Here is a 7,775-nt window from a genome sequence, read left to right on the forward strand (position 1 = left end):
GGCGGGGGGCGCGTGTCYGGCCGCCGGGGCGCCCGGGGTGCTGGAGGTGGTGGGCGTCGATGCTCCGGACGGGTCAGCACCCGGTGTTCCGGGCGTGCCGTGACCCGGCGTCGCGGCGGGCGCGGGAAGGGCGGGGATGGTGGACGGCGACGGCTGGACATGCTCGGGGGCCGGTGTACCGTGGCCCGGAGTCTGGAAGATGACCCCGACGGTGTGGCTGACGCTGTGCCGGAAGTCCTCGCTGGATGCCGCCACGGCGCCGGCGCCAAGGGTCATGGCACCCACGACGGCGCCACCGACGATTGCCAGCCGGCGCTTCCGGCGGCGGCGCTCGGCCAGGCTGGTGACCCCGGCCGGCAGCGATTCGTCGGCGTCATTCTTCGCGGACGCGACGGTGGGCAGCGCCGTCGTCGTGGCTGTGTCAGGGGCGGCGGCAAGACCGGCTGCTCCGGCTGTCCCGGCCGCGAGCAGGGCCGCGAGGTCGGCGCGGGGCGCGGGAGCCGCATCCGGGACCACGGCGCGGAGCTGTTCCAGCGCGCTCCGAAGCTCGGCCGCGGATTCGAGGCCGGAGTCGCCCAGCATCGCCTGGATGGTGCCATCCTGCTGGGGGTCGCGGGTGCCGGTCATGATGCTGCGTGGTCCTTTTCGGTTACGAGTTCGCGCAGGGCACTGAGCCCGCGGCGCTGAAGCTGCTTGATGGCACCCGGCGTCTTGTCCATGATGCCGGCCACCTGTTCGATGGAAAGGTCCGCGACGATCCGCAGGACCAGAACTTCGCGCTGCTYCTCATTGAGCCTCGCGAGAGTGTCCGAGATACCGCCCAGGGATCCGAGCACTTCGTCCTCGGCGGATGCCGAGTACCTGGCGTCGTTCAGGGGATCGTATTCGGCCAAATGCGGAGTGCGTTCTGCCCGCCGCCTGTAGTCGACCAGCCGCGCGTGGGCGACGGAGAAAATGAAGGTCCTTAGACCTGCGTGGCCGCCGCTGACGCTGGCCAGCTTTGGCAGGACGTCCACGAACACATCCTGGGTCAGGGCCTCGGCGTCGTCCACGCCCCGGGCCCGGAAGTAGCCCAGCACGGCCGGGGAAATAACCGTGTACACCGCGCTGAAACCTGAAGGGTCACCAGCTAAGGCGGCTGACAATTCGTCATCGCTTAGCTGCTGTGCCAAGAGGCTGTCCTTCCGTTACTGCTGGGGTGCGGCCCCCGCAAGTCTAGCGGCCGCACCCCGGAGCCCTCCAAAGTGAGGGCTCCCTCCTTGCTTTCAGACCCATGCCGGGTCCAGGCCGAACAGCCGGAATTTACTTGTCGTGCTGGGGCAGCTCGACGGACGGCTGGGCCGGAACAGCCGGGGTTGCCGGAATAGCAGGGGTTGCCGGAACGCCCTTGGCACCGGGGACGGCCGGTGTCGCCGGGGTCGCCGGAACTGCGGCGTGGATGTTGGCGTTGGCGCGTGCCTCACCGGCAGCACCCTTGACGCTGGCGTCGCCCTTGACGGTGGCTCCGTCCTTCGCGTCGGCGGAGCCGTCGACGGCACCTTCGGTGCCGTCGACGTCGGCTTCGGCGTCGCCCTTGGCCTTGCCGTCAGTCGACGGCGCGGCCGGAACTGCGGGGACGGCCGGCTTTGCCGGGAGCGTAGGCGTGGCCGGGACAGCCGGTGTGGCGGGCGTAGCGTGGCTCACTTCAGCCTGCTCGGTGCTGGACATCTGAGCGGCATTGGCCAGTCCGATGCCGGAGAAACCTCCGACTGCCAGAATGGCGGCGCCGACAGCGATCTTGGTGGTCTTGCTAACACTCTTCATTACAGACGTACATCCTTTGTTTTTTGGTTTGAAGGCGGGCTGAGGCCTCACGGGGGCAGTTGACAGCCCACTCTCGCCAGAAAAGGCTGGCCGGCGCCCATGGGGGCAGGCGCCGGCCGGCACTTACGGTGGAAGGCCAGCCGGTGTCTGGTGGGGGGTCCAAGACTCCGGAGGCGCTTACAAAGGAGTAATCGCTGGGCGGGCCCGAAAGGTTACGCACCAATCGGAAATTTTCTTGATTTCTTTTTTGAGCCGGTGCTGCCGGGGATTAACGACGACGGCGCGTCAGGAGCGGAAGAGTCCGCTGTAGGCGTTCAGGGCGATCTGGCCGCCGAGGTGGGCGTAGAGGACATTGCTGCCGGCCGGAATTTCCCGGCTTTTCACGAGGTCGATCAGCCCGGCGAGGGACTTTCCCTCGTAGACGGGATCGGTGATCATGGCCTCGAGCGAGGCGCCCAGCCGAATGGCCTCCAGGGTGGAATCGACGGGAATCCCATAGAGGTCCCCGGCCCAGCCCTCCATGACGTTGATTTCCTCGTCCCGGAGTTCCCTGCCCAGGCCGATCAGCTCGGCGGTGTTCCGGGCGATGCGTTCCACCTGGTCACGGGTCTTCGCCAGAGTTGCCGACGCGTCGATGCCGATCACGCGGCGCGGTTTGTCCTGGCCGGCAAAACCCGCGATCATCCCGGCGTGGGTGGAGCCCGTGACGGTGCAGACGACAATCGTCTCGAAAAAGATGCCGAGCTCGCGCTCCTGCTCTTCCACCTCGTAGGCCCAGTTGGCGAAGCCCAGACCGCCCAGCCTGTGGTCGGACCCGCCGGCCGGGATCGCGTAGGGCGTGCCGCCGGCGGCCCTGACCTCTTCGATGGCGGTCTCCCAGCTGCTGCGGATGCCGATGTCGAAGCCCGCACTGTCCAGCCGCACGTCGGCGCCCATGATCCGCGAGAGCAGGATGTTGCCTACCCGGTCGGACAACGGATCGGGCCAGTCGACCCAGTTTTCCTGAACCAGGCGTGCTTTGAGGCCGAGTTTCGCCGCCACCGCCGCGACCTGCCGGGTGTGGTTGGACTGGTAGCCGCCAATCGAGACGAGGGTGTCCGCGCCCTGTGCCAGGGCCTCCGGGACGAAGTACTCCAGCTTGCGCGTCTTGTTGCCGCCAAACGCGAGGCCGCTGTTGACGTCCTCGCGTTTCGCCCAGATCTGCGCCCCGCCCAGGTGTGCGCTGAGCCGCGGCAGCGGATGGATGGGGCTCGGGCCAAACATCAGGGGGTAGCGTTCGAAATCGGTGATGGCCATCGTCGGTCCTTCGCTCGCGGTGGGAAACGGACACAGCAAATATGCAATATATTGCATTGTCGGATACAGGCTCCGGAAGGGCAAGAGGGATATACGATATGTTGCATGCCCGTACCCTCGCTCGCCGGAGTCCACAAGAGGCCGCTGCTGCGGGACAACGTCTTTGAATCGATCCGTAACGCGATCGTCGACGGCACCTTCGAGCCCGGCGAACGGCTGAAGGACGCCGAACTGGAAGCGTGGCTCGGCGTGAGCCGGACACCCATCCGCGAGGCGCTGCTGCGGCTGGAACGCGCCGGCCTGGTGGTTGCGCTGCCGGGCAAGGCGACCATCGTGGCCCCGTGCGACCCGGCGTCGACCCTCAGCACGCAGCAGGTGGTGGCGGGACTGCACGAACTGGCCGCACGCCTGGCCGTCCCGCTCCTGGCGGAGGAGCACCTCGCCGCCATGGCCGGGGCCAATGTACGCTTCGAACAGGCCCTGCAGGCGGCGGAGGTCGAGTCGGCACTGCGGGCCGATGACGATTTCCACGCCGTCTTTGTCACGGTCAGCGGCAACCCGGTGCTCCGGGAACTCCTGGAACAAACCACCCCCGTCCTGCGCCGGGTGGAGCGGATGCGCTTCGGCTCCTTTGCCGCCCGGGAATCGGTGGCGCAGCACGCTGAAATCATCCGGCTCGCCCGCCGTGGCGACGCCGAGGCCGCCGCCAGGGCGTGCCGGGAGAACTGGCTCTCGCTGCGGTTCACGTCCGCGGAAGACCCCGCCTAGGAACGTTGTGGTCCCGCCCAGGCCAGGCGTGGCCCAGGCGTGGCTGCGGCCTTGGCTGCGGCCTTAACCGCGACGGCGGCGGGCCGCCCCTGCAAGGGCGACCCGCCGCCGTCGTACGCCGGTCAGTGTTGCGTCAACGGGTGCTAATCGTTGATGAGGTCGTTGACCACGATCGTCTGGTCGCGGTCCGGGCCRACGCCGATCGCGGAGAACCGGGTACCGGAGAGCTTTTCCAGGGCCAGGACGTAGTTCCGGGCGTTCTCCGGCAGGTCCTCCAGGGTGCGGGCGCCGGTGATGTCCTCGGTCCAGCCTTCGAAGTATTCGAAGATCGGCTTGGCGTGGTGGAACTCGGTCTGGGTCATGGGCATTTCGTCGTGCCGCACGCCGTCGACGTCGTAGGCCACGCAGACCGGGATCTGTTCGATGCCCGTCAGCACGTCCAGCTTGGTGACGAAGTAGTCCGTAAAGCCGTTGACCCGGGAGGCGTGGCGCGCCAGCACGGCGTCGTACCAGCCGCAGCGGCGGGGACGGCCGGTGTTGACGCCGAACTCGCCGCCGGTCTTCTGCAGGTACATGCCCATCTCATCGAACAGCTCCGTCGGGAACGGCCCTGCGCCCACGCGGGTGGTGTAGGCCTTGATGATGCCGATGGAACGCGAGATCCGGGTGGGGCCGATGCCGGAGCCCACGGAGGCGCCGCCCGCGGTCGGGTTCGAGGACGTCACGAAGGGGTAGGTGCCGTGGTCAACGTCCAGGAAGGTGGCCTGGCCGCCCTCCATGAGGACCACCTTGCCCTCGTCCAGGGCGGTGTTCAGGACGTAGGTGCTGTCGATGACCAGCGGACGGAGGCGCTCGGCGAAGGACAGGAAGTACTCCACGATCTCGTCCACCTCGATGTCCCGGCGGTTGTAGACCTTGACCAGGAGCTCGTTCTTCTGGCGCAGCGAACCCTCTACCTTCTGGCGCAGGATCGAGGCGTCAAAGACGTCCTGGACGCGGATGCCAAGGCGGGCCACCTTGTCCATGTAGGCCGGGCCGATGCCGCGGCCGGTGGTGCCGATGGCGCGGCTGCCGAGGAACCGCTCGGTGACCTTGTCCAGGACCTGGTGGTAGGGCGCCACGAGGTGCGCGTTGGCGGAGACGCGCAGCTTGGAGGTGTCCGCACCGCGGGCCTCCAGTCCGTCGATCTCCTGGAACAGGGCTTCCAGGTTCACCACGCAGCCGTTGCCGATGATCGGAACCGCGTTCGGGCTCAGGATGCCGGCCGGAAGGAGCTTGAGCTCATACTTCTCACCGCCTACGACGACGGTGTGCCCGGCGTTGTTGCCGCCGTTGGGCTTGACGACAAAGTCGACGCGGCCGCCAAGCAGGTCAGTGGCCTTACCTTTGCCTTCGTCGCCCCATTGGGCTCCGACGATCACGATTGCTGGCATGGGATCCTCCCCCATTCGTTCGGGCCGAACTGCGTTTAATGACCAGGCGGTCACCGCAGCTCAGCGCCGTTCATGAGAATGCCCCGAATCTATCGCTGTGTTCGTATCCAACGCCAGAGTTCCGGGGCTCTTACCACCCAAGTTTAGCCGAAATCGGTGCCCGGCATCGCTTTGGGTCCTTGCTTGGACGCGCCGTCCCGACGGTGGTGAACGCCGGGGCGGCTTCCGCGAGGGAGGGCCACGCGTCCGCCGCGGCGGACGAGCCGTTCTTTTTTCATGGCGTTCGCCGTTGCTGCATCATCCGCCGGCTCAGGCCCGACACATAGCGGGCACCACTTGCGGGACGGCGCAGGGTGGAATTGAGTGGGAGTGAGAATCCCGAGCGGCCGAAAGGAAACCGCGCCATGCCCCGGACCACTGACCACATCCGTGTGACCCATGCCGGCTCGTTGCCCCGCACGCCGGAGCTGATCGCCGCGAACGAGGCCAAGGAAACGGACGGCATCACGCCCGAATTCCTGGACCTGCTCGAAACCTCGGTGGTGGACGTCGTCCAGCGCCAGAAGGAGCTGGGCATCGACATCCCCAATGACGGCGAGTACGGGCACACGATGTCCAGCTCCGTGGACTACGGCGCCTGGTGGAATTACTCCTTCTCACGGCTCGGCGGCCTGGAACCGACCGACGTGGACCGCTGGGCCGACGCCACGGTGCACCGTTCCTCGCCCGGCCACATCGTCCTGACCTCCTTCCCGGACCGCCGGGACCGGCAGACGTTCGATGACGCCTACAACGACCCCTCCTCCGGGATCCTGGCCCACCGCAGGGCCGTCACGCAGCCCAAGATCGCCGGGCCGCTGACGTACACGGGCCAGGAGCTCGTGGCCTCGGACGTTGCCAACCTCAAGACCGGCCTGGCCGCGGCCGGACTCGCCGAGGGGTTCATCGCCTCCCTCTCGCCCGGTTCGTGCGCCCGGGTGGCCAACGAGTACTACGGCAGCGACGAGGAACTCCTCTACGCCTGCGCCGACGCGATGCGAGAGGAATACAAGGCCATCATCGACGCCGGCCTGACAGTCCAGCTCGACGACCCCTCCCTGGCCGAGAGCTGGGACCAGATCAACCCCGAGCCGAGCCTGGCGGACTACCTGAAGTTCATCCAGCTCCGGGTCGAAGCGACGAACTGGGCGCTGCGCGGTCTTCCCCCGGAGCAGATCCGGCTGCATGTCTGTTGGGGTTCCTGGCACGGCCCGCACACCACGGACATCCCCTTCGCGGACATCGTCGACTCAGTCCTGCAGGTCAAGGCCGGCGGCTACTCCTTCGAGGCGGCCAACGTCCGGCACGAGCACGAATGGCGCGTCTGGGAGGATGCGAAGCTCCCCGAGGGGAAGGTCATCATCCCCGGCGTCGTCTCGCACGCCACCAACGTCGTGGAGCATCCGGACCTCGTGGCCGACCGGATCGTGCGCTTCGCCGAGCTCGTGGGACGGGAAAACGTGATTGCGTCCACCGATTGCGGGCTGGGCGGCAGGGTGCATCCCCAAATCGCGTACGCCAAGCTGGAGGCCCTCGGCGAAGGCGCACGCCGCGCCACCCAGCGGCTCTGGTAGCAGCACCGGGCCGGCGGGGTCCGGCCCGGTGCCGCATTTCGCGGGGCTTGATAGACTGATAAGGATCGACCAGGAATCGGTCCACACCACATTTTCAAACCACACCATTGCTCCGCATGCCCGTATTCGGCGTGCCTGCATCCGGTGTGGCAGCTTTGCCAATCCCGCAGGAGACCCAGCAACATATGACAGCCCTGGCCACCGAAAATTTCCGCGAAGAGCTTCTGAGCCGCCGGTACGAACCTAACGTCGCCCCCGTCAACGAGCTCCTTGACGTCCTCCAGGCAACCAAAGCTGGCACCGCTGTCCCCTACGTGGACCCCATGCACGACGTCGACGAGTGCCGGATCATCAGCCTGTACTCCAACATCGGCACCGCTGACGCGTCAGGCTTCATCACCGCCGGCGACGACGAGGCCGCCACCCGCATGCTGGGCATCCAGTGGAAACTCGGCCTGCGCCCCGAATTTGTCATGCCCTGGAACGTCCACCCGTGGCACGTCCCCGGCGAGCCGAACGGCAAGTTCACGCCGGACCAGATTTCCGCGGGCCTGAAGCCGCTGCTGAAGTTCCTGGCCCTCGTTCCCCGCGCCTCCGTGATCGTCGCCCACGGCACCGAGGCCAACCGCCTGGCCAACCTGCTGCTCAAGACCGAAGTGCCCATGATCTGGCGCCGCGGCCTGAAGACCTACAAGGTCCGCTCGCTCAGCGGCCGGGCGTTCGCCGGCACCCCGGCCCGGCAGGAAGAGTACCTGGCGGAGATGCACACCGCGTACGCGGACGCCATGGCCCGCACGGGCCTGGCCAAGGCCAGCTGACCCACCCGCGCACGCACAAACGACGGCGGGCTCCCACCTCAAGG

7 protein-coding genes and 1 pseudogene are annotated in these 7,775 nt (G+C 67.4%); 3 read left to right on the forward strand and 5 right to left on the reverse strand.

The window, feature by feature from the left end; genetic code table 11:
* The 4 genes and pseudogenes from AC1D1S_RS17405 to AC1D1S_RS17420 all read right to left on the reverse strand — a co-directional run.
* Positions 1-627, reverse strand: a pseudogene (locus AC1D1S_RS17405) (hypothetical protein); the annotation flags it as partial.
* Positions 624-1,172, reverse strand: coding sequence for an RNA polymerase sigma factor (locus tag AC1D1S_RS17410; protein ID WP_476995039.1), 549 nt, complete (start codon positions 1,170-1,172; stop codon positions 624-626). The gene AC1D1S_RS17410 and the pseudogene AC1D1S_RS17405, both read right to left, overlap by 4 nt.
* A 130-nt stretch (positions 1,173-1,302) precedes the next feature.
* Positions 1,303-1,803, reverse strand: coding sequence for a hypothetical protein (locus AC1D1S_RS17415; RefSeq protein WP_476995040.1), 501 nt, complete (start codon positions 1,801-1,803; stop codon positions 1,303-1,305).
* Between the two features lie 285 nt (positions 1,804-2,088).
* Positions 2,089-3,099, reverse strand: a complete 1,011-nt coding sequence (locus AC1D1S_RS17420) for a 1-aminocyclopropane-1-carboxylate deaminase (protein WP_476943347.1) — start codon at positions 3,097-3,099, stop codon at positions 2,089-2,091.
* A gap of 105 nt (positions 3,100-3,204) precedes the next feature.
* Between AC1D1S_RS17420 and AC1D1S_RS17425 the strand changes: the two genes are divergently transcribed.
* Entirely contained in the window at positions 3,205-3,867 is a 663-nt protein-coding gene (locus AC1D1S_RS17425; RefSeq protein WP_243181436.1) for a GntR family transcriptional regulator, read from the forward strand.
* Between the two features lie 143 nt (positions 3,868-4,010).
* Here AC1D1S_RS17425 and AC1D1S_RS17430 read toward each other — a convergent pair whose 3' ends face one another.
* Positions 4,011-5,300: an adenylosuccinate synthase gene (locus AC1D1S_RS17430; protein WP_476995041.1), complete on the reverse strand. Its 1,290-nt coding sequence runs from the start codon at positions 5,298-5,300 to the stop codon at positions 4,011-4,013.
* A gap of 404 nt (positions 5,301-5,704) precedes the next feature.
* Here AC1D1S_RS17430 and AC1D1S_RS17435 point away from each other — a divergent pair, with 404 nt between their 5' ends.
* Positions 5,705-6,913 carry a cobalamin-independent methionine synthase II family protein gene (locus AC1D1S_RS17435; protein WP_476995042.1) on the forward strand — a complete coding sequence of 403 codons (1,209 nt, stop codon included), beginning with the start codon at positions 5,705-5,707 and terminating at the stop codon, positions 6,911-6,913.
* A gap of 185 nt (positions 6,914-7,098) precedes the next feature.
* Positions 7,099-7,731 (forward strand): uracil-DNA glycosylase family protein, encoded by a 633-nt coding sequence (locus AC1D1S_RS17440; RefSeq protein ID WP_028277428.1) that lies wholly within the window; start codon positions 7,099-7,101, stop codon positions 7,729-7,731.
* The last annotated feature ends 44 nt before the right edge of the window (positions 7,732-7,775 follow it).

Source organism: Arthrobacter sp. P1_A5 (assembly GCF_056406825.1).

What these genes read in the sequence shown, in the direction of transcription:
- AC1D1S_RS17425 (WP_243181436.1), top strand. Translation starts at nt 3,205, where the DNA reads ATGCCCGTACCCTCGCTCGCCGGAGTCCACAAGAGGCCGCTGCTGCGG.
- AC1D1S_RS17435 (WP_476995042.1), top strand. Translation starts at nt 5,705, where the DNA reads ATGCCCCGGACCACTGACCACATCCGTGTGACCCATGCCGGCTCGTTG.
- AC1D1S_RS17420 (WP_476943347.1), bottom strand. Translation starts at nt 3,099, where the DNA reads ATGGCCATCACCGATTTCGAACGCTACCCCCTGATGTTTGGCCCGAGC.
- AC1D1S_RS17415 (WP_476995040.1), bottom strand. Translation starts at nt 1,803, where the DNA reads ATGAAGAGTGTTAGCAAGACCACCAAGATCGCTGTCGGCGCCGCCATT.
- AC1D1S_RS17440 (WP_028277428.1), top strand. Translation starts at nt 7,099, where the DNA reads ATGACAGCCCTGGCCACCGAAAATTTCCGCGAAGAGCTTCTGAGCCGC.